Genomic DNA, 19283 nt, shown 5'->3' on the forward strand with positions numbered 1-19283 from the left:
CGGACTAATGGGCTTCAATATTATTTATGGGGAGGATCAATGCATTGAAATTAAAAGAAGTGCTCTTAGGCACCCACAGTTTCGAAGCAATGAAAGCTTTTTACGGCTCTCTCTTGGGTTTGCAGATTACGGAGGAAGGTCCTTCGCGGTTGTCGTTTCAAGTAGGGGAATCGGTTCTTGCTTTTCAGGAATCCTCCCACATGGAAAATGAGTTTTACCATATTGCCTTTACGATTCCAACAAATAAATTCATAGAGGCAAAACATTGGGCCATCGACCGTGGGATTTCATTGATTTCAAGACCTCAAGAAGATGAGTTTTTTTTCGAAAACTGGAATGCAACAGCGCTTTACTTCTATGATCCGGATCATAACCTTGTCGAGTTCATCGCTCACCATACACTCAACAACGCAGTCACTGAAGCTTTCGGGCCCAACTCTCTACTTCGTATAAGCGAGATCGGTCTTCCTGTCGATGATGTCCCCGAAGTATCTAGGATAATCACCGAAACGTTCCAACTTGATTCATGGGGAGGGGCTGGACAGAAATTCGCGCCGCTAGGGGATGTAGAAGGATCATTTATAGTCATAGACAAGCAACGGCCTTGGTTTCCTGATGATAGGCTTCCGACCGTGTTCAGCATCAGTGTCTTGTTTGAAGGTCCATACTCTGCCAGTCTTTCACTGCATAATGGTTTGTATGAATTGAGATCAGACGGATAGTGCTTCCCATCTCCACCACCCCCGGATTTCTGGAATAAAGCTTACGATGGGGTGGAAATAGGGGGATCATAATACATACAGGAGAGAATATATGAATATTAGACTACTTAATTCAAATGAAAAATATCCAATAGAGCTTTTGTTACTAGCTGATCCATCGCACCAACTTGTTGAGGAATATTTAAAAAGAGGGGAGTGTTATGTAGCAGAGATTGACCATCATATTGTTGGGGTCTATGTTCTTTTACCTACAAGACCTGAAACAGTTGAGTTAGTGAATATAGCAGTGTCAGAAGGTATGCATGGTAAAGGAATAGGCAGACAATTAGTAACACATGCAATTGAAACAGCCAGGGCACAAGGTTATAAAATGATGGAAATGGGTACAGGAAACTCTAGCATTGGGCAGTTAGCTCTCTACCAAAAATGTGGGTTCAGAATTGTTGGTGTAGATCTAGATTTCTTTGTTAGACACAACTATCTAGAAGAAATTTATGAGAATGGCATACAATGTAGAGATATGATTCGTATGTCTCAGGATTTATAGAGCTTAATTTTCTTTGCAAACCCTTCAAAGGTATCTTAAGTAAGGTTCTGAAAGGTATATGATATTGTGCCAAAAGATGGTACAATGAATTGCGGAAAGGCTATACAATCATTGGATTGCAATAGTCCTTTTTTAATGAGCTGATATCCTAATAAGTTCCTGATAAGGGGTGGTTACTTTGTACAACACAACAACCACGATACTCACAGAGATAGCAAAACATATGAGAGATCATGATTTAATCCTAAGTGATTTAGCTAGAGCAGCGGAAATGAATCCGGGCACCATGAGCAGTATTATTAATGGGAACCGCACTCTTTCAGTGGATCAGCTAGACCGAATTACAAAAGCAATGGGGCATCCCGTTGGCTATTACTACGAACGGTATGTGTCTGAGTATTTAACAGAGGCTAATCCGAATTGGCGTCGAATGAGTCCTTTCATACATAACTGTGCGAAATTAAACAAACTGGACTGCATTCATGATGTGGTCAATCTATTGATGGACAAGTTGGGCTATTCAGAATCCTTATTTGAGCTTGCTGAAGAATTATTTCATGAAAAGATGTACCAAGCGGCAGCCATACTTTATGAAAATGTAGCTTTAAGTGAGAAAAAACAATACTCAGAACGCCTCGCTATGTGTCAGTACCGCTTGTTCCACACGAGGCAAGGAGACAATCAAGAGAAAAATTATGAGGCGGCAGTTCAATTTGAAATATATGTTGAACGACTAGATGAGATAGATCAGTTAGAAGCGTTAAAAGATTTGGCGAATACATACCGTTCGTTACGTAAATGGGACAAAGTAGAACTGTTCGCTAAAGCTTTGGGAGACAAAGCTAAGATTCAATACAAACTGGAACAACAACGGCATCATATGAAAAAAGAAAATTCAAAGAAACCAAGTTTTCCTCTGTTTGCTTATTGGGCATTTTCTCATTTACTTCGTGCTGAAGTTTGTGAAGCTCATAAAGATTATCAGAAGGCACTTCAACATACGTACACATATGGTAACTTAAGTTGGGTGAAAGAAACTGATGAAGTCACTTCAAAATGGAAAATGAGATATAAAGAATGGTCTAAAGCCAATACTTATGTAAATAAACTTCATGCTGGTGAAATTGGTGTTTTGGCTGATTATGTAACATTTTTTTCTTCAAGGAAAGAAGAGTTACTTTCCGGATTAGATAACATACTTGAAGCTGCTAATCGATATCATTTAAATGTTGATAATATACTAAATCAATTTCAAACAGAAATTTTAGTTTTGCTGGATAAACCTGAGTGTGTAGGTACGTACAATCAACAATTAGTTATGGAACGTTATGTTCATTTCACACATGAATTAGCGGTTTACTACTTTAACAAAAATAATTTTGTGGATGGATTTACTTTTTTGTTAAATTGTTTGGGAAAATCTACATTAACCAATAATAAGTCGTATATAATTAAGTGTGTAAAGCTATATGAGTTCTATCAGGAATGTGCAGCATCTGAGACGAAAACAGCATATAGAAATTTAATTAATGAGGTGGATAATGATGAAACGTAAAGTAATTCTATCTTTTTTAGTTACCAGTTTTATACTAGTAGTAGTAGCGGTTCCCCTTCTTCAGCACCAAGACAAAGGGTCTACTTATGAGCCCACAGGGCAACATGGAGGAATGTGAGAATAAAATGTCGCAAGTTCATGATTACAGTAGAGCATAGAAAATCAACTATTATCAAGTAGTTAGATGGGATTGTTCGTCTAGCTCTTTTTTTATATGACGTATTTTAATATTATTTTGCTATACATGAATAAACCCTAAATATTTTATGGCTCCACGGATGTCCACAGCACTGCAATTGCTGCATAAAAATATCTGGATAAATAAAGCTTTCATAGCTGTTTTCAATTTACTGACATGTACGGGTTCATTTTATTAAAATCTCATAACTGACTGAAATGAACAGACTCTAAATTCATATGTGTACACTACGTATACTGTTACAGCCTAGATAATAAGTCTAGGTTTCTTTGTTTTTAATATCCATATGTTATTATTTAGATTAAATGGGGGCGTTCACCCAAAACATCTCTTTAATTTCTACAATTTCCTCTAGCACATCTATCTACACCGTATAGTTATTTAATGGACGCTGATTTCTGCTTTTATATACCCCGGAGGTGGTTAAAATCAAATTACCATTCAATTTCCACAAATATAGGCATAGCACTTCCACTTCCTGACTCAGCCTATTTTTCGACTTGATACCATACGCAAATTGTAGACGGTAGTTGGTCAGCTTTACATACCAATTTTAAGACGAATCTACCGATAAATTATAATGGAATTTGAATACATCTACTCAATCTGGTAACTTTGTATTGCTTGAGTTGTCCTCTGATATTCCACTTAATTATGAAATCATTGTAAACTATCCAAAAAGGTATCTTGAGTAAATATCTGAAATATATATGATTTTATTCTAAAAAACGGTATAATCATGAGTGATCAAATAAATTAATTTTATAACTTGTTTCTCAATTACATAGTTTTTTATCTATGCATCATATGAAAAGTTTATGATGAAGGGTGGTTTATCTATGGAGATCACACCTACGATTAGAGCAGAAGTTCAAACCTATCTGATACGGAAAAGCTTAACCATGACCGAGTTTGGACACATCATTGATTTGAATGTAGGTACGGTTAGCAGTATTGTTACTGGAAATCGTATTTTATCCGTTAACCAATTGGATCGCATTACTGCCGGGATGGAATTACCACCAGACTATTTTTATGAACGTTACATTGAAGAGTGTATCATAGAAGAAACGCTCAACTGGCGAAGAATTAGCCCTTTTTTGTACCGATGTGTGGAGCTTGACCGACTCGATTGCTTGCAACGAGTTGTATTTTTGTTGCTGGATAATCCAATCTATCCTCCGTTACTCTTTGAAGTAGCTGAGAATATTTACAGAGATGGTCACAATGAAGCAGCGGCGTTTCTTTATGAAAATGTGGCCGAGAGTGAAAGACAGCAACATTCAGAGCGATTGGCGGTTTGCCATTATCGATTGTTTACGATTCGTGTTGGAGACGATCAAGAGAAAAACTATGATGCAGCGGTTCAGTTCGAGCCTTACGTTGAAAGATTAGATGAAATAGATCAGCTTGATGCACTAAGAGCGTTGGTGAATACATATCGTTCTCTACGAAAATGGGTTAAATTAGATTATTTTGCTAAATTGCTGGGAAATAAAGCGAAAATACAATACAAAATTGATCAACAGCATTCTGAAAATAGTGAACATACAAAGAAGCCGCTATACCCTTCATTTGTCTACTGGGCATTTTCGCATTTAATACGTGCTGAAGTTTGTGATGCTAATAAAGATTATGAGACAGCACTCCAACATATCCAGAGATATGCCGATTTAAGCTGGGTAGAAGAGAAAGATGAAACGACCCTAGAATGGAAAAATCAATTTAAAGAATGGGCAAGCGCTAATATTTATGTGAATAGGCTTATGTCAGGCGACTTAAGTGTAATCCCTGATTATGTTGCTTATTTTTCTTCAAAGAAAGATGAAATACTCCCCGCAATAGATAATATAATTGAGGTGGCTAATCGATATAATATAAATATAGATCACATCCTTGAATTGTTTGAAGCAGAAATTCAGTCTCTTTTGAATGAACAAAATCAGGTAGGAGTATATACTCAACAAATTAGTTCAGAACGTTTTACTCATTTTTCAAGGGAATTGGCAATCTATCTTTTGCGTAAGGGGAGATTTTCAGACGGCTTCACATTTTTGTTCAGCTGTTTGGAAAAGTCTGCTGAAGCTAATAATAGAATACAAGCAATTAGATGTATGAGGTTGTTTACACATTTTAAAGAACATGCATCTGCTCACACGAAGGAAGTCTATGGAAATCTGATTAAAGCGGTTAACGAAGATGAAGAGTAAGCTGATTAAACTATTCTCAAAAAGGTTAGATGGAATGATCCGTCTAGCCTTTTTAATATATATATAATATTTATAAGTGCATTGTTGAGCTAGAAAGGATTTATGGTAATCAAAAATAGAAATAACCAGACGATGATAGGGAGGTAAATAACTTTAATTTCTTTGCAGAACACAAGCTGATATCATTCAGGAACTTGGCATCACAAAATACAGCTACATACTTACAAGAAAATCCTGGCACGGATTCCTGGGTTACAGGGTATGGTCAGGTTAGGGAATTGAAAGCTAATAGTGCTACGTTGGCCCATGTATCTTATAACAAGGGACTATGATACTTTAGATATAAAAGTCTGTTTATTTCAGTTCAAATGTCACATGATTTAAAAGGAAATAACGGGATAGTAGATGGATTCCCCTAAAACATCTCTTTTGATAACATTATTTCCATCAAAATTAAAGTGGGCGTGGTAAAATGGCTAGAATATTAGTTCCACCTGATAAATTGATAGAAGTAGCTAATCAGTTCTTACCAAGGCATGAAATAGAACACTTGAGTGGAAAGAAGACGGAACGTAAAAAAGAATCAATAAAAAGTAGGGGAATGTTTTGGAATACACTGAATTAGTAGAACGTTTTGAGATGGGGGAAGAGTTTCAGTTCTATTATAAAAACGATAGCTACTGGATTAGCTATAATGAAGAAAAGTATTTTCTTACTCGGGAAAGAGACAGTTTTTCGCAGTCGTTTCAATCAGCGAAAAAAAAGTTGTTTGTTAATGGAAAGATTGACGAAAAGACTATTTTAGAATTGTGGGATAACATAGAAATTTGAAAAAGTATATTTTGGGCTTGATCTTTTTTATAAAAATACCTTGTATTGATTTCGTCCTTAAATATAACTTATGTACTAACTAAGGGAGCTTTAAGCTATTTGAGTTTCAACTGAATAAATAATTGAATACTTCGATTTGAGTATGACTTTTAGTGTAGCTACTAAGTATCCAAATGCTTGCAAATATAATTACAATAAAGATTGGCATTCCATATTTCTTTATAACTATCTCCTTTGTAGGAGCAAGCTTAAAGTGGCGTTACCAGTGGCGCAATATTGCTTTGAACCGTCAATAAAGAAAAGGAGCTATTGCGATTGGACGGCTCTTTTTGCTTTGGAATTATTCTGGGAAATCCACTTATTTCCTTTTATACATAAAAAAACGATTGTATAGACCACTCCAGCAATGAGGCTTAGTATAAACGAGCTTGATAAAGTTCTGTAAATAAAGGTAGAAGTGGGTACTGTATAAAATTCAAACATACCGTTGATTGAAAAACTCATTGTTGTTGGCCCCTTAATAAAGGAATAATATATTCCTACAAAAAAAACGTAAAACAAATACTTAATTATAATTTTTTCAAATTTACTCATTTACTAGCCTCCAATAATGTTTATGGAAAAGGAGAATTTGTGTACTATGAAGCCATTCAAATTAGTATAGGAAAAGCCTAGTATTTAAAAGAAATCCTTGTTAAGCTAACGGGAAACGCTAGTTGAAATTTGTTCATTGAGAGGAATGTTACATGAATGAAAAACAAAGTTATGAAGATTATTGTTACCACTGCATCTATTTTACTTATTATTGGCGTTTCAAGTGCCTTGAAAAATAATGTTGATTTAAAATCCAAAGAAGAAAATGAAATCTTTGAAAGCAGTCCTGATGCACTCGAAGATACACTAACTTGGGATTTAGCGGGTGATAAAGTGGACCCTGAAAAAGATTATTCTGTGACAGTTGGATATCCACATATTAAACTTAATGCAAAAAATACTGGAGCACACTCTTTTAGGGTCGAAGTACAGCACAACAGCAAGAATACGGTTATTTTTAATGTAAGTGTTGCAGCAGACGCAACAGTAGAACTTATAAATAATGATAGTATGCCACTTGTTCCTTCAGGCGCTTATAAAGTGACTATTTACGGTGGGACAGGTCTACCAAAAGGACAAGTTCTTCTTACACAGTCAAAAGCACCATATTGAAGAGGCAGAAATTTGTTCCTATCAAAAGTCGAGTTGTCGAGGGACAAGAACTTGTACCGATCGACGATTAGATATACATTTAATAAGTTACTTTAGCTCATTACGCTAGCGGGCAAGCTAGGTAATCATATAGCGAACACATCAAAGTGCTGACTGTTTATGTGGAGGTCACTATATATGAAATATGCATGTCCATGCTGTGGTTATAAGACACTGGATTATGAACCACCAGGTACCTATGACATTTGTGATATTTGTTTTTGGGAGGATGATGTTGTTCAATATCACGATCCCGATTATGAAGGGGGAGCAAATATTGAATCGCTAAGGCAATATCAAAAAGCTTATTTACAAGGACGTGTTAATCGTAAGCCAACGATTAACGATGAGCGTAATGAGAACTGGAAACCACTTTTAAAAAAGTGACAGTCTCATTACGCTAACGGGAAACGTTAGTTCAATGACAACAGCGGCGGACACAAGACTTTATTTATCAAGTCTTGTGTCCGCCGCTGCTCCTTTAATATACTGGTCCATATTTAGCTGGTGTTAGATCTGAAAGAGAAGAATTATGGGTTTTTCTTGGTTTTAGGCAACACTTCGACTGCTATCTCAGCCCATTTGACAGAGCCGTACGGTGAACTACCTCCCACGAATACATCTGGACTTAGAATATTGACCAAATAAGTACCGGGTTTTCGAATAACGATAGAACCGTTAAAGGATTTATCCTGTTTGAGTGGGACAACGGTCTTTTTTTCAACTTCAATAAAATCATCGTTTTGAAATGCTGCCACACCAAAAGAAACTTCATTGCTTTCCAGATACGTAGCTGTCACGACTCCAGCAATTGCTATTGGATCTCCAGCCTGTACACGGAGGTACCCCTGTGTCGGATTGGTGAAGCGGATGTCTTGCTCGTTCTCGGGATGGTTGTATCTGATAGGAACGGAGGACGGGTTTAATACTTTACGATGGACCATTATCTTAGCAGATCCTTTATCATTTGTCGTAATTTCCAGTGGATTTGGACCAGGGCGAAGGCCTACTGAATATTCAATCCGCTGAAATGTTCTTCCATTCACTATAATTGACTTTTCAGTTGTTTTTTCTGTTCCCTTAAACGTGCTTATGCCACCTCCAATGGAGCTTGTCATACCACCGTGTCCTGTATTCACCAAAACATAAGCATGCCCGAACTCTTTTTGTACTAATGCGCTAAAAGTGATGTTTTCCTTGTCCGTTGTATACGTTGGATGAAGCGCTTTGGCTACTTTATCGTTCCACATCCAGTGCATGACTCCATTACTCCATGTATAATTTATTCCCATCTTAGGCAGGAGTGACGCTGGAATATACAATTGACCGTTTTTCATAAACGTTTTAGGGATTGACTCATCCAGCGCTGTCATTGTTCCGTCTGAGTACCTGAAAATCTTTGATTGGTTAGGCATCAACCGAAATGAGGAAAAAGGTACCGAGTTCTCAGTGTCAAACTCCGCCCACGTGCTGCCTGTCTTTGCATCTCGCTTGATGGTTGCCAAGTGAGCTGTTTCCAGCCATTTGAACGGGAAATACAAATGATTATTTTTCCTCAGCAGTGGAGCGGCCTTTAGGGAGACGGAATCCAGCGATAAAGAAGACTTGTTTAATTTGGCAGTCAGTTGGTGCGGAACCAGATAGAACACAGCCGCATCCTCTGCTACAACGGGAAGAGTGGAATTTGAATTCTCCGCATAACTCAGAGCCGTTGGAAGCAGGCCAGAAATAAGAAGGCAGGAAGCTACAAGTAGAGAAACAAAAATTCGTCTCATTCAATAAACACCTGATTTCATTTTTTTATCATATATACCAGAAAAACGAAAGGAAGTTGCACAGATATAGTATTTTATTCTGACCACTAGCCTTTTTGAATAACTTAGTTCTTTCATTCAACTGCTTTCTTATTTTGTTTTATGACAAGCTTCATGATACTTCGACACGACTCTTACTATAGGATAAATATAAGGCTAATTTACTTTGGAGGTGTCTTTTTGGAGTTATTTCTATTTATATTTAATATTTTAGTTATTCTCCTTTCTATTGCTGGTGGAGTGCTTTTAATTGGATTATTGTACAGAGGATATATACTGCTAGGTTTACTTATTGCTGAGAAAAAGAGAAGAATAACGGCTCAATCTCAGAATCAGGCTTGACTATCAGCCCAACATCCGATGGCGGTTACATTCAATGAGAATGCCTGCTTTATACTGGCTATGCTTGTTGCCATCGGCATATAAATCCCCCCTCAAAATGAATGCAAAAAAGCCGCCATAGCTTTGGCGGCAGTAGTTGGTATGTTTATACCGTTGATAAAACTGAGAAATCCAAGCGGACAAGATATATAATCAGATTCTAGGGAAACAGATTTAATTCAAAGTACTTCATCTTTGATTACATCGCCATGCGCCTGCACGCCCTTGCGATGTATTTTTTATCGTCCGAAGTCAACACGGAGTCAATGCTTCGCTTCAACTTTTTCAGCGCAGGATGAATCGAGCGTTCGCTCGTATTCGTCCCGGTCATCCTCGAAAAAGCTACGCTGCATCAAAACTTTGACAGTTTGAATATCGGCCTCAAAATCTTGCGAATCCCAAAAGCAAATACAGTCATTGCGGTCCATGAGCTGCGCATATTCTGGATGTATTGATCGTTGATTATATAAGTCCGAGTGGAAGTAGGACTCTTCAGACCGAACTCTTCCCACTTCGCCGGATCATTCGAACCTCCGAGCCTTACAAGCATATTCGCCGACTCGCTATTTACTTTAGCTGGAATTTGCTCGTATGCTTGGGTGATTTGTGCATGAAATTCGTCGATCGGATTGCCGCTGACAAGGCTTTCCAAGTGGATGCCTTCACGGAGGTAAGAAACGTATGCTAGATGGTCGGCCCAGAACTTGTCGATATAAAAAAGCCGTACGCGCTGCTCCAAAGGACTCATCGGCTTCTTGCCTTTTAAAATTGCGAGCCGCTCCTTGTATAGAATTCGCCTCTGATCCTCCACCATATCCGAATAACAGTTCAGTTCCTGCTGGATATCGAAGTTTTGGCCCATAATAACACGTTGAATATGCGCGATTTTGCTGCGTAGCGCTGGGTCTTCGAGAGCCTCATCCTGCCTGTGGGCGCGAATCGCTTTATGGATGCCGAACCGAAGTAACAACTCGTCCTCCAAGCTTACGAAAAATACGGAAGCTCCAGGGTCGCCTTGGCGCCCAGAACGCCCGCGCAGTTGGTCGTCGATCCGCACGCTTTCGTTTACATGCGTACCAATCACGTATAACCCTCCCAGCTTGGCGACAACTTCTGCTTGCGTAGGGTTGCCACCGCCGAGCCGAATGTCGACGCCGCGTCCCGCCATATTCGTAGACACCGTCACGGCGCCGATTTCTCCCGCTCTTGCAATGACCTCGGCTTCTTCTGCATCGTTTTTTGCATTCAGAACATGGCAGGGTACGCCGGCAACTGCTAGCGCCTCTGCCAGCATGTCAGACTCCTCCACACTTGACGTACCGATGAGAATCGGTCGTCCCATCGCATGGACGGACAAGATTTCTTGGACAAGCGCCTTAAGCTTGGCTTCCTTATGGGTATAAATCCGATGCGGTTGGTCGATCCGTATGTTTGGCCGGTTCGGTGGAATTTGCACGACCTGCAGTGCATAAATCTCTTTGAATTCCATTGCGGAAGCGTACGCGGTAGCCGTCATTCCGCAAATTTTTGGATACAGGCTAATGAAGTGTTGAAGGGTGATCGTTCCGAGAATTTTCCCGCCGACTTTCGAGTACAGCCCTTCTTTGGCTGCAAGCGCGGCTTGCAGTCCTTCTGGCAAATGCCTGTTCTCCGCCACGCGGCCGGTATATTCGTCTATCAGCTCGATTTTACCGTCCCGGACGATGTAATCGACGTCTTTTTTCAATAACGTTTCCGCATACAACGCGCAATTTAACGACGACAACAAATGACTATTATGGCTTTCGTACAAATTACCGCATCCCAGCAGCGACTCCGCTTTCGCAGCGCCCGCCTCATTCAAATAAACGTTCCGCTTGAACTCGTCGAAGTCGTAATACTTATCTTGCTCAAGCTGCCTAGTCACATCTGCGAAACGAATTACGTCGTTGCCGGAAGAATCCGGCTCGCCAGCGATGACTAGCGGCACCCGAGCTTCGTCGAGAAGCAGTGAATCCGCTTCGTCGACGATAACGTACTGGAAAGGACGATGCACGGTATCGGCTTCGCTTAGTGTAATCGTGTCGCGCAAATAATCGAATCCCGCTTCTTTGGCCGTAACATAGGTTATATCCGCGGCGTACGCTTCTCGTTTCTCGGACAAGCTCATGCCCGCTTGAACCGATTTTACCGTTAACCCGAGGAAACGATAGATCGGACCCATCCACTCCGCATCCCGATTTGCCAAATAATCGTTAAAAGTGAGCACATGAACGCCTTCGCCGGTCAGCGCATTTAGATAAGCAGGCATAACAGCAGAGAGCGTTTTTCCTTCGCCGGTATGTTGCTCGATCACAAATCTCTCGTGCAGAGCGATGGCAGCCATGATCTGGACATCATAAGGCTGTAATCCGAGCTTTCTCTTCGCTGCCTCGCAGACTAACGCATAAGCATCGACAAGCAGCTCATCCAAAGGGGTACCCAATTTTGCATCCTTTTTCAGCCGGAGAGATTCCGCTTTCAGCCGCTGATCGTCCCATGCTTCCAAATTCCGTTTCCTAATGAGCTCCGCTTTGTCCCGATAGCCTTTCAGCTTATTCTGGGTATCGCGGTCTTTGAATTTTTGCATCAACTTGACGGCTAAATTCATCGGAATTTGATCCCTCCTCGGTAGAAATACGCGATTCTATAGTGGCTAAAGTATAATCAAACTCTATAACAATAGCAAAGTTTGGAATAAAAAAACAACTCCCTTGCTTTATTCTTATTATTAGGCAACGATGTATGGACTCACAGGAAAATTACATCTTGGAGGTCAGAAAGATATATCTTTTCAGTAAATTGATAATTTTGTGATTTTAACAAAGGGAGAGCTGCATCGTGAAAAGATTCTTTACGGTTTCCGTATTCCTTATTTTTATACTTGTACTAAGCGTACAAGCCAGTGCAAAACATCCTTATAATTACACAATTAATATACAGGTAAACGGTGTTCCTATTAATTTTGGAACTAATTCAGATTCACCTCCATATAATTGAAAATGCTACAAATACAGCTTTTGTTCCTCTTCGCTTCGTTTCTGAAAATCTAGGGGGAAAGTAAGGGACTGGGACAAAACTTTACAACAAGTCACCATCGAATCAAAGGATGGAACTATAATTAAATTGGCGATCGGTAGTAAGATTGCGTATGTCAACGATGAAAAGAAAACCATGTTAGCTGCACCGCAGATTCCTACAACTCGTGTTCAAGTTCCTTTAAGAATTGTTTCTGAAGTGTTGGGAGCAAAAGTGGATGCCAAAAAAATAGGTGAAACATTAAATGTGAACATTACAACTTCTAATTAATATTTTTAAATCTAGAGTATACTATTTATAAAGTATAATGATTGAAGACTATTGATATTGTACATCAAACGGCAACACACATAATCCAAGCCTTTGAGTAGTTGGAAACCAATGTGCGATTTTTTTACACATGGTCTAATTTTACGACTTAGCTTCCATACAAATTTCAAAATGGAATTTAAGACGTTCGAATGAAAACAGGAGTCTATCTTACAAAAGAGACAAACCACTTGTAATTAGAATTGTCTAGCACTTATGTTAAGGTCATAGAGAGAGCCGTCATTGTTGTAAATATATACTTTATAGTTACCTGATAAGCCAATACCAACTAATTGTTCAAAATTCCTAGTTTTTTGTCCACCAGCAGGAATAGTTGTTTCTCCGAAGTCCTGACCGTTGACTTTTACACTAAGATAAACTGTTGACGAACCATTATTTTTAGTGTAAATATTCAATTTTTTACCGTTCTGAGGAGAGAGTGTGAAGAAATCTTTGAAAGCTCCTTTTCCTATATGATGAACAGCAGGAATAGTTATAACATCCATAGGTGTAATTAAACAGGTATCCTTGACTTCATTACCATCAGCATTACCTTGATCTTGAGTTGCAGATATTGATTGCTCCGCATTTTCTATGTAACTGTTATCTGCAAAAGATGTAGCGGACAAAGATAACATTAATGCAGCAGACAATGATACTGTTAGTATTTTCTTCATAAGATGAATTCTCCTAAAATATTTTTTGCAAATACTAAGTAAAATACAAAAGATCTAGTATTCAAAATGATCTATTTATCAGGAAAATTTCCAAAAAGGTATCTCGAGTACTGCATGAAAAGTATATGATTTGTTCAAAAAGATGGTACCATCAGAGCGTTAAACCATTTTATTACTTGTTTCACAATTACATAATAATTTTAACTATGCATCATATAGTGAGTTCACGCTGAAGGGTGGTTTATCCATGTGAAAATTACACCCACGATTACGATTAGAGCTAAATTAGAACACTATCTATAACAAGAAGGGTTGAATTTATTAGAATTTGGACATATTTCAGACATGAATAGGGGATAATAAGTAGCATAGTTTCAGAGAATAAGCCTATGTCTATTAATCAGCTCGACTTAATTACCGAGGCTCTGGGGTTACCAAAACTTTTGTTAGCACGTTTTGAAGATCGAGATTTAAAAGCGATGACTGCTATATTCTAGCTTAGACATCCTCTAACATTGACATACAATACTTAAGACATAATAAATCTGTTTATTTCAGTTCACATGTCACATGGATTACAAGGAAATAACAGGATAGTAGATTTTCCTAAATCACCCCTTCTGATAGGATTATTTCCATCAAAATTAAAGCGGGCGTGATGGTATGTGGAGAATATTGGTTCCATCTAATAAAATTGATGGAAGTGGCTGAATAGTTCTTACACGGAAAGCATGAAATGGAACGTATGCTGAATTGAACGAATTGATTTTGTCCAACAAGGCTGGTCTGGAGCTACCCGAGAAAGATTTTTTAGGAATTTCAGGGTTCTCGACAATCCATGCAGGAGCGAGGGGTAACCAAAGAAATGGCAGATTCTTGGGTGGAGAATGGGAAGGCCCATCAGCAAAATATTACCTATATACCAGTGGATCTTGGGAGGTGAACAATGAATTTGAATGAAATTAAACAATTGCCTGATGTTATGTCTAAAGAACAGTTAGAGTCTTATATTATTCAATATTTAGACTCCATTGAAAATTTAGAGAAATTAAATATTCTTGAAACGTTGGAATGTTTTTCGGAATTTGCTGACAGGAAGACTTATACTTACGAATTGTTAAGTGATTCGTTGAGAAAAAGATTAGACAGCTTTCTCCAGAAAATATGGAATGATACATCTTCAGAGATAGTAGATGTATATTCTTCAGTTGTTGTTAATCTGAACTTAAAAAATAGCTATAACTTGATGAAAGAATCTTTAAACAAAGATTTGGATGAAGATGTAAGGGGAATCATCGAGGAAACTGTAGATGAAATTGGTGAAGATATAGAGGTTCCATTTAAAATAAACTAATATGTGAGAGTTCAGAGCTAAGTTCCAAATGCTTGCAAAAGTATTTAATGGATTTTGTTTATTATTTGTTTTGCATTTCTATTATAATCATTCTAACGCTTCCTTAGAAATATCATGATAATAAAATAAGACATATTGCCTATTTCCTCCATTTCCCTTATGATAATTGCACTACTACCTAAGAAGGAGATACATATGAAGAAAGCTATTTTATTATTATTGATGTTTGCTATCTTAATTCCATCACAAGTATTGGCAGCAACATCTACAAAAGCAATGTCAACAAGTGAAATCGAAAAAATATACTTTGAGAATTACAAAGATCGTGTGAAGGAAATTAAAATTGCACAAAAAAAACTTAATGCTGTTCTGGGGGCAGAAGTTCGTGAGCTAACTCAGAAATTAAGTCAAGCATCAGCGCGGTATAAAAACGAAGTGAAAAATAAGTCAAGTAAAGCGGTAATAGCTCAATCCAAGGCTGACTGCGATAAATTAAAGAAGCAGCTCAGCGTGGCTAAAGTGGAACTAAATAAAACAGTTAAAAATTACAAAAAAGAAAGTGAACAAGCATTAAAGGATATTGCAAATCAGAAAGCAGAGCTTATAAAATTCATTAAGAATCACACAGCAGGAAAAGATAAACTTACTGAGTCTCAATTTAGCAAACAAGTTAATGGAGATATTATGTCGATTGACGGCTCATTTACTGGCATTTTAAAAATGTTGACGGAAGCTGAATAATGGCGAGTAGAGGCAGCAGGTATCACCTGTTGTCTTTTTAATTTAGGCTTAGAATGGAAGTTATTGTTGGAGACTTTGGATTGCTGTGGAATGGGATGGATATGGATGAAATAAATTTGTTCGTTTTTATATAATGAAGTACGATTAGTGAGGAGAAAAATGTATGAATCGTAAGTTTTTTATCATGGCTTTGATAAGAGGTATTTTCGGGTATTTCCCTTGTGGGCTGGGAGTTGCAGTATTATTGGAGGCTTATAGCAGATATAGTCTAAGGTTTTTTTTAATTGGAGCTACATGTTTCCTTATCGGGGGATTGGTGCTTTACTTCACAAGACGCTATGAATCATCAGATTGGTTACTTTAGATAAAGCAAATATTACATTAGAAGGAGTATATGATGTTATCACCAAAACAAGAAGAGAGCCTTAGTAAATTTATGAGTAAAATTCTTAGGCATACACCAGAACAGTTTGGAATTAAGTTGGATCATGAAGGTTATTGCCACGTGCAAGACTTAATTTCAGCAATTAAATCAGAGAATAGATGGTCGGATATAGGAGAAGCAGGGATTGATCAAGTCGTAACTAATTGTCCAAAGAAGCGGTACCACATGGTAAATGGATACATACGAGCGAACTACGGGCACAGTGCAGGAAGATTAGATTACAAAGAATCCATTCCGCCAACTGCTCTTTATCACGGAACAAATAGCAAAGTAGTTGATAAAATTATTACCGAGGGAATTAAATCAATGGGGAGAAAATATGTTCATCTATCTGAGACACTTGAATTTGCAACATTGGCAGGTAAGAGACGTGGTGAATTAGTCATTCTTGAAGTCGATACAGTAAAAGCGCTGGATAATAATGTGAAGTTCTATATCGCTAACAATGGTGTTTGGCTTGCCGATTTTGTGCCACCACAATATTTTAAAAAAATTTAACAATGATATTTTCGTTTATATTATAAAGTCAGTTGCATTACTTGAATCTGTTAGTGAAACTATTATTCTATAAAATTGGATGCTATCAAAAGAGTGAAGTCAAATAATTTACTTTGCCAGGGATCTATACAATACTTTTGACATAGTAAATCTGTTTATATCAGTCCACTTGTCATATAATATAAAAGGAAATTTCAGGATAATAGGAGGATATCCTTAAACATCTCCTTCTGATAAGATTATTTCCATCTAAATTAAAATGGACGTGATCAATTGGGGAGAATATTGGTTCCACCTGATAAGCTAATGGAAGTGGCTGACCAGTTCTTGCATGGTAAACACGAAATGGAACGTATGTTGAATTTACTGAATGGAAGAATTGATTTTGTCCAACAAGGTTGGTCTGGTGCTACCCGAGAGAGGTTTTTCCAAGATTTTCAGGTCTCTAGACAATCCATGGGCGTGACACTTGAACGACTTTCTACGGTTGCACAAGAACTCATTTTTATTTCAAAAAACTTCACACAGGTAGATGGAGAAAAAGTTGTACTGGATGTGCCAGGGAATGGTGTGCCTGTTAAAACGGCATCAAGCGGCGAAGGTTGGCTACATAAAATTTTTGAACAGATCGGAAAAGCGGAGATCACCAAGGCTGAAGCCCAGATGGAAGCTAGCAAGCTTCAAGGAGAAATTCTGTGGGATACTGCTCAGGGAGCGAAAGGTGCTATTCAGGAAGATTTAACCTTGGGGATGCTGCCTGACAAAGACCGTGACTATGATCATCCAATGGCAGCTAAAGTAGGTGAAATTCTTGGTCACGTAGCTACAACATTGCAGGGAGCTGGTGAGGTAATCGTTGGAACAGGTGGAGAAGGATTATCAGTTGCTGTTTCATCCACGGGAGTTGGTAGTATTATCGGAATACCTGGATTGATTGGCTCAGCAGCTTTAGCGGCACATGGAGGTACAACCGCAGTTAAAGGCGCAAGCGGAATAGGGAAGAGCTCAGCGGAATTGTGGCAGATGGCGAAAGGAGAAGGTGGAGGTTCATCTAATTCTACTCCATCTTCGGGAGCTAAGGCAGAAAAGGCTCCACATGTAATCGAGGGAACTCACAATAATAATATAGGGAGTATAATTAAGGAAGGAAATAAGACGAAATATACAAACCCTGCTGGCAATGAATTGACATGGGTTGATCAACATCCCAAAAATATTAACCGGGATATTGAGAACTTTATGAATAGCTCAGATGTAGGAAAGGCAACTGAAGCAAAAGTAGCTGGCTTTTTAAAAGAAGAACGGGAAGTCACTGGTTTTGGACAAAAAATTTTAAAGAAAGATGGTCAATTTGCAGGTGATTTAGATGTAGTTACAAAAAATGAATTAATTGAGGTTAAGGCTTCAATCAAAGCAGTTAAAGAAGGACAACTTGAGAAAATGACAATTACGACTGATAAGCTTTATTTTAATCCAGAACAGAAGAAAGTTATACTTTATATCGATAAGCCTTGGGGCAATCTATCTCAAAGTAATATAGAAAAATTAGATAATATCAAGAAGCTAGGAGTAACTGTTGTAAATTCCTTAGAGGAATTAAGAAAGGTGGTTAAGTGATGGGAAGTTCGGCTTTTATTTTAATAGAACGAGAAAAATATACACCTGAGAAATTACTAGGAGATGCAATCGTAGCTGCCTTTCATGCAGATGCTGGATTATATTTTGACAATGATAAAAAATATAAGAACGAACAGTTTTTTTCAACAACTCTAAATATATCTTATAACCCACTGGGTGCTGAAAATAACCAGCAGTTTATATTCTATATTGACGGAATTGATAATTACGAAATTAATTATGAGCATGATGAAGATATTAGTGGATTAGATTCAAGCTTGTCCTTGTATCAAGTAGGATGTATTGAAGATGTTTATGGTGTTGAAGAGCTGATTTTTCGATTTATATATGAATATCTCAAGCTAAATCCTACTGACTATTTTTGGATTCCTGATTACGATTGGGTCTACAGTTGGGAAGATATGCAGAAGTTCAGATCTCTGCCCTATGATCCAAACTGGTGCTATAAAAATCCTAAATCAATATAATTCACAACGATTAATGAATATCTATAAGCTTGCTCCTTTAACAATAAAATGGGAGTGAGCTTTTTTCATTTTTCATAGTAATTTATCTGATAAAGAAGATAATTTGCATGCACCTAAGAATTAAGAGGCGGGTTTAACAGGAGAGTCTTCAATCAGGCTACTAACTTAGTGATATGGGTAAAGTATACGGAAGGTGCGTGAATGTTATGAAGTATGATACATTCTTAAAATTATGGAAAGAACAAAATAGTCTAATGAGACTATTGTTCTGCGAAAATAAAGTGTTAGACTGAAAAACAAAGCATTAGACCGTGAAAAATAAAGTTGTAGACTGGCAGCCGGCATTAGCCAACGGGCAGGATAACGCAACCATTAGATGGACTTATGGTTCTCATATGATACAATTTATCCCAGAAGTATCTTCGCGGGTTCATGAAAAGCAGCGGTGATGAACTAATAGGAGACCAACACAAAAAAGTGGTAGTTTTATAGATATGCAATAGTCTACTATAGGATCTTATTCCTCGGTTCGTCTAGCCGATTGTAACGGAGATTCATGAAGTGCCTGGAGGGATGGAAATAAAAGTGTTGCC

General features: G+C 38.0%; 17 protein-coding genes and 2 pseudogenes. 15 read left to right on the forward strand and 4 right to left on the reverse strand.

Annotated elements, in window-relative coordinates; all coding sequences use genetic code 11:
* Window positions 1–44: 44 nt before the first annotated feature.
* From ACUYLD_RS02915 to ACUYLD_RS02935, 5 genes are all read left to right on the forward strand, one after another.
* The gene (locus ACUYLD_RS02915; protein ID WP_446674374.1) at window positions 45–722 is read left to right on the forward strand and encodes a VOC family protein; all 678 of its coding nucleotides are present in this window, start codon (window positions 45–47) and stop codon (window positions 720–722) included.
* Window positions 723–813: 91 nt separating this feature from the next.
* Entirely contained in the window at window positions 814–1269 is a 456-nt protein-coding gene (locus ACUYLD_RS02920; RefSeq protein WP_446674375.1) for an N-acetyltransferase family protein, read from the forward strand.
* 223 nt (window positions 1270–1492) lie between these two features.
* Window positions 1493–2824: a helix-turn-helix domain-containing protein gene (locus ACUYLD_RS02925; protein ID WP_446674577.1), complete on the forward strand. Its 1332-nt coding sequence runs from the start codon at window positions 1493–1495 to the stop codon at window positions 2822–2824.
* A gap of 1038 nt (window positions 2825–3862) precedes the next feature.
* Window positions 3863–5233 (forward strand): transcriptional regulator, encoded by a 1371-nt coding sequence (locus tag ACUYLD_RS02930; RefSeq protein ID WP_446674376.1) that lies wholly within the window; start codon window positions 3863–3865, stop codon window positions 5231–5233.
* A 606-nt stretch (window positions 5234–5839) separates the two neighbouring features.
* On the forward strand, window positions 5840–6064 hold the full coding sequence (locus ACUYLD_RS02935; protein WP_322162934.1) for a hypothetical protein: 225 nt from the start codon (window positions 5840–5842) through the stop codon (window positions 6062–6064).
* 306 nt (window positions 6065–6370) lie between these two features.
* Here the strand turns inward: ACUYLD_RS02935 and ACUYLD_RS02940 are convergent, their stop codons facing one another.
* Window positions 6371–6658: a hypothetical protein gene (locus tag ACUYLD_RS02940; protein ID WP_322162936.1), complete on the reverse strand. Its 288-nt coding sequence runs from the start codon at window positions 6656–6658 to the stop codon at window positions 6371–6373.
* A 156-nt stretch (window positions 6659–6814) separates the two neighbouring features.
* On the opposite strand from ACUYLD_RS02940, the gene ACUYLD_RS02945 reads away from it, so the two are divergent.
* Together ACUYLD_RS02945 and ACUYLD_RS02950 are read left to right on the forward strand one after the other, a co-directional pair.
* Window positions 6815–7270: a hypothetical protein gene (locus tag ACUYLD_RS02945; RefSeq protein WP_322162938.1), complete on the forward strand. Its 456-nt coding sequence runs from the start codon at window positions 6815–6817 to the stop codon at window positions 7268–7270.
* Between the two features lie 177 nt (window positions 7271–7447).
* Complete coding sequence (locus ACUYLD_RS02950) at window positions 7448–7696, forward strand: CPCC family cysteine-rich protein (RefSeq protein WP_025676434.1); 249 nt, start codon at window positions 7448–7450, stop codon at window positions 7694–7696.
* Between the two features lie 143 nt (window positions 7697–7839).
* Here the strand turns inward: ACUYLD_RS02950 and ACUYLD_RS02955 are convergent, their stop codons facing one another.
* Window positions 7840–9084, reverse strand: a complete 1245-nt coding sequence (locus ACUYLD_RS02955; RefSeq protein ID WP_250261890.1) for a hypothetical protein — start codon at window positions 9082–9084, stop codon at window positions 7840–7842.
* A 219-nt stretch (window positions 9085–9303) separates the two neighbouring features.
* Between ACUYLD_RS02955 and ACUYLD_RS02960 the strand changes: the two genes are divergently transcribed.
* Window positions 9304–9465 (forward strand): hypothetical protein, encoded by a 162-nt coding sequence (locus ACUYLD_RS02960; protein WP_446674377.1) that lies wholly within the window; start codon window positions 9304–9306, stop codon window positions 9463–9465.
* A 391-nt stretch (window positions 9466–9856) separates the two neighbouring features.
* Here the strand turns inward: ACUYLD_RS02960 and ACUYLD_RS02965 are convergent, their stop codons facing one another.
* The gene (locus tag ACUYLD_RS02965; protein ID WP_446674378.1) at window positions 9857–12133 is read right to left on the reverse strand and encodes a preprotein translocase subunit SecA; all 2277 of its coding nucleotides are present in this window, start codon (window positions 12131–12133) and stop codon (window positions 9857–9859) included.
* Window positions 12134–12600: 467 nt separating this feature from the next.
* Between ACUYLD_RS02965 and ACUYLD_RS02970 the strand changes: the two are divergent.
* A pseudogene (locus ACUYLD_RS02970) lies at window positions 12601–12831 on the forward strand (copper amine oxidase N-terminal domain-containing protein); the annotation flags it as partial.
* A gap of 236 nt (window positions 12832–13067) precedes the next feature.
* On the opposite strand, the gene ACUYLD_RS02975 reads toward ACUYLD_RS02970, so the two are convergent.
* Window positions 13068–13547 (reverse strand): hypothetical protein, encoded by a 480-nt coding sequence (locus ACUYLD_RS02975; RefSeq protein WP_446674379.1) that lies wholly within the window; start codon window positions 13545–13547, stop codon window positions 13068–13070.
* Between the two features lie 663 nt (window positions 13548–14210).
* Between ACUYLD_RS02975 and ACUYLD_RS02980 the strand changes: the two are divergent.
* The 6 genes and pseudogenes from ACUYLD_RS02980 to ACUYLD_RS03005 all read left to right on the forward strand — a co-directional run.
* A pseudogene (locus tag ACUYLD_RS02980) lies at window positions 14211–14388 on the forward strand (WXG100 family type VII secretion target); the annotation flags it as partial.
* Between the two features lie 105 nt (window positions 14389–14493).
* Window positions 14494–14901, forward strand: a complete 408-nt coding sequence (locus tag ACUYLD_RS02985; protein WP_446674380.1) for a hypothetical protein — start codon at window positions 14494–14496, stop codon at window positions 14899–14901.
* Between the two features lie 195 nt (window positions 14902–15096).
* Complete coding sequence (locus ACUYLD_RS02990) at window positions 15097–15642, forward strand: hypothetical protein (protein WP_446674381.1); 546 nt, start codon at window positions 15097–15099, stop codon at window positions 15640–15642.
* A gap of 397 nt (window positions 15643–16039) precedes the next feature.
* Window positions 16040–16585, forward strand: a complete 546-nt coding sequence (locus ACUYLD_RS02995; protein WP_446674578.1) for an RNA 2'-phosphotransferase — start codon at window positions 16040–16042, stop codon at window positions 16583–16585.
* A gap of 273 nt (window positions 16586–16858) precedes the next feature.
* Window positions 16859–18202: a WXG100 family type VII secretion target gene (locus ACUYLD_RS03000; protein ID WP_446674382.1), complete on the forward strand. Its 1344-nt coding sequence runs from the start codon at window positions 16859–16861 to the stop codon at window positions 18200–18202.
* A complete protein-coding gene (locus ACUYLD_RS03005; RefSeq protein ID WP_250267935.1) occupies window positions 18202–18690 on the forward strand; it encodes a hypothetical protein in 489 nt (162 codons plus the stop codon). Before ACUYLD_RS03000 ends, ACUYLD_RS03005 begins: the two co-directional genes overlap by 1 nt.
* The last annotated feature ends 593 nt before the right edge of the window (window positions 18691–19283 follow it).

This window comes from Paenibacillus sp. SER-28 (assembly GCF_052906305.1).

What these genes read in the sequence shown, in the direction of transcription:
- ACUYLD_RS02930 (WP_446674376.1), top strand. Translation starts at nt 3,863, where the DNA reads ATGGAGATCACACCTACGATTAGAGCAGAAGTTCAAACCTATCTGATA.
- ACUYLD_RS02985 (WP_446674380.1), top strand. Translation starts at nt 14,494, where the DNA reads ATGAATTTGAATGAAATTAAACAATTGCCTGATGTTATGTCTAAAGAA.
- ACUYLD_RS02945 (WP_322162938.1), top strand. Translation starts at nt 6,815, where the DNA reads ATGAAAAACAAAGTTATGAAGATTATTGTTACCACTGCATCTATTTTA.
- ACUYLD_RS02955 (WP_250261890.1), bottom strand. Translation starts at nt 9,084, where the DNA reads ATGAGACGAATTTTTGTTTCTCTACTTGTAGCTTCCTGCCTTCTTATT.
- ACUYLD_RS02995 (WP_446674578.1), top strand. Translation starts at nt 16,040, where the DNA reads ATGTTATCACCAAAACAAGAAGAGAGCCTTAGTAAATTTATGAGTAAA.
- ACUYLD_RS02950 (WP_025676434.1), top strand. Translation starts at nt 7,448, where the DNA reads ATGAAATATGCATGTCCATGCTGTGGTTATAAGACACTGGATTATGAA.
- ACUYLD_RS02965 (WP_446674378.1), bottom strand. Translation starts at nt 12,133, where the DNA reads ATGAATTTAGCCGTCAAGTTGATGCAAAAATTCAAAGACCGCGATACC.
- ACUYLD_RS02940 (WP_322162936.1), bottom strand. Translation starts at nt 6,658, where the DNA reads ATGAGTAAATTTGAAAAAATTATAATTAAGTATTTGTTTTACGTTTTT.
- ACUYLD_RS02925 (WP_446674577.1), top strand. Translation starts at nt 1,493, where the DNA reads ATGAGAGATCATGATTTAATCCTAAGTGATTTAGCTAGAGCAGCGGAA.
- ACUYLD_RS02920 (WP_446674375.1), top strand. Translation starts at nt 814, where the DNA reads ATGAATATTAGACTACTTAATTCAAATGAAAAATATCCAATAGAGCTT.
- ACUYLD_RS03005 (WP_250267935.1), top strand. Translation starts at nt 18,202, where the DNA reads ATGGGAAGTTCGGCTTTTATTTTAATAGAACGAGAAAAATATACACCT.
- ACUYLD_RS02990 (WP_446674381.1), top strand. Translation starts at nt 15,097, where the DNA reads ATGAAGAAAGCTATTTTATTATTATTGATGTTTGCTATCTTAATTCCA.
- ACUYLD_RS02975 (WP_446674379.1), bottom strand. Translation starts at nt 13,547, where the DNA reads ATGAAGAAAATACTAACAGTATCATTGTCTGCTGCATTAATGTTATCT.